Raw genomic sequence first — 2,449 nt, forward strand, 5'->3', positions numbered from 1 at the left:
GCACGAACCCGCTTCGCGGGAGGGCGCTGCGGCAAGGCCTGTGGGTTCGCGGGTGACGGTGAAGTGGTTGAGACTGCGTCGGTCGGTTCTTTGAGCACCGAGGGGACACCCCTCAGCTCAAGGAGCTCTCGAAATGACCGACCAAGCCGACCAGCCAGACACACGGCCGATCAGCCCGTTGCGCCAGCGCATGCTCGAAGACATGGCGATGCATGGCCTGCGTGACGCGACGCAGCGCGATTACCTCCGGTTCGTCCGGAGCTTCGCGGCGTTCCTCCGGCGGCCGCCGGACACCGCGACGCCCGAGGACATCCGCCGCTTCCAAGTTTTTCAGACCGAGAGCGGCGTGCAGCCGCCGACCATCAACTGCTCGGTGTCGGCGCTGCGCTTCTTCTTCATGGTGACGCTCGACCGGCCTGACCTATCGCGTCGGCTGGTCCTGGTCCGCCACCCCCGCCGGCTACCGACCGTGCTCAGCGGCAAGGAGGTCGGGCAGCTGCTCGAGGCGGCGCCCGGGCCGAAATACCGGGCCGCTCTCGGCACCGCCTATGGCGCCGGGCTGCGGGTGTCGGAGGTGGCGGCCCTCAAAGTGGATGACGTCGACAGCACACGGATGCTGATCCGGGTCGAGCAGGGTAAGGGACGCAAGGACCGCAATGCCATGCTGTCGCCGCAGCTGCTGGAGCTGCTGCGGCTGTGGTGGCGCGAGGGCAGGCGGCGCGGCGTCATGCTGCCGCATGGCTGGCTGTTTCCCGGTCGCAACACTCTGGAGCCCGTTTCGACCCGGCAGATCAACAGGGCCGTCGCGAGGCTGCGGAGGCTGCCGGCATCAGCAAGCGGGTCACCCCGCACACCTTGCGCCACAGCTTCGCCACGCACCTGCTGGAGCACGATGTCGACATCCGCGTCATCCAGGTCTTGCTCGGGCACGCCAAGCTCGACACCACCGCGCTCTACGCCCGTGTTGCCACCAAGACCATCCGGTCGGTAACGAGCCCGCTCGAGCATCTCGGGCTGCTGATGGACGGTGACGATCCGGGCGGTTGATCGCGGTGCGACCCGCGCTCGAGGTCGCCGACATCTTTCGCAGGCACGGGCCGACCTGGCGCGCGGCGCACGCCGGGCACGTCAGCCTGGACCAGCTCAAGGTGATGTCGGCGATCGAGACCTGTCGCACAGCGGCACTCGGCGGCCACGTCGAAGGCTGCGAGGCGTGCGGCTATCGCCGCATCGCCTACAACAGCTGCCGCAACCGGCACTGCCCCAAGTGCCAAGGGGCGCAAGCCCGTGAGTGGCTCGCCGCGCGCGAGGCCGACCTGCTGCCGGTCGGCTACTTCCACGTGGTCTTTACGCTTCCCGCCGAGATCGCCGACATCGCCTTCCACAACAAGGCCGCGGTTTACGACCTGCTGTTCCGAACGGCGGCGGAGACAATGCTGACGATTGCCGCCGACCCGCGTCATCTCGGCGCGCGCATCGGCATCACCGCCGTCCCTCACACTTGGGGTTCGGCGATGACGCACCATCCGCATATCCACATGATCGTGCCCGGCGGCGAGATCTCGCTCAACGGCGAGCGCTGGATCCCGTCCCGGGCTGCCTTCCTGCTACCGGTTCGCGTGCTCGCCAAGCTGTTCCGGCGGCTGTTCCTGAGCGGCCTGCGGCAATTGCATGCCGCAGGCCGGCTCCGGTTCTTTGCTGATCAAGTTGCCCTGAAAGACAGCCACGCCTTCCTCCGTCACCTGGCGCCGTTGCGCAAGAAGAGATGGGTGGTGTACGCGAAGCCGCCGTTCTCCGGGCCGGAGGCAGTGCTCGCCTACCTGTCGCGATACATTCACCGCGTTGCCATCTCGAACCACCGGCTGATCGCACTCGACGAGGCCGGCATCACCTTCCGCTACAAGGATTACCGCCGGGACGCAGCCGAGCGTCAGCGCACCATGACCCTCACCCCGGACGAGTTCATCCGCCGCTTCCTGCTCCACGTGTTACCGAAGGGCTTCCATCGCATTCGGCACTACGGCCTGCTCGCCAGCGCCGGCCATTAAGCCAAGATCGCGCGGGCCCGGGAACTGCTCGGCGTGCCGGCGCCACCTGCGGCCGAAGAAGCCGCGCCGACACCGGAGCCGGATTGGCGTCCGCCATGCCCGTGCTGCGGCGGCCGCATGATCGTCATCGAGATCGTCGGCCGTGCCGCCCGGGCGCGCGCACCGCCATCGTCGCCGGCCCGTACCGGGGCTGCTGTGTCGTGACCCGGCGTGATAAACCTCGACCCGCCAGCCAAGCCGCCGTGCTTCGGCCACCGGGGGAGCATGTGCCTGCGGCGATCACCGGATCGCTAACCGCACGAATAACCGCCAGGTCGGACCGTCCAGCGCCATCGCGGCAGGTCGATGGCACGCCCGCGGACCGGTCTCTCCGTCCGACGCCGCCATCCGGCGGCACATCC

Annotated in this window: 2 pseudogenes; both read left to right on the forward strand. The window is 68.4% G+C overall.

Annotated elements, in window-relative coordinates:
• Positions 1-133: 133 nt before the first annotated feature.
• Positions 134-1,047: pseudogene (locus tag AC5JBD_RS00075) on the forward strand (tyrosine-type recombinase/integrase).
• Between the two features lie 5 nt (positions 1,048-1,052).
• Positions 1,053-2,252: pseudogene (locus AC5JBD_RS00080) on the forward strand (IS91 family transposase).
• Positions 2,253-2,449 lie beyond the last annotated feature (197 nt).

Source organism: Allosphingosinicella sp. (assembly GCF_059502505.1).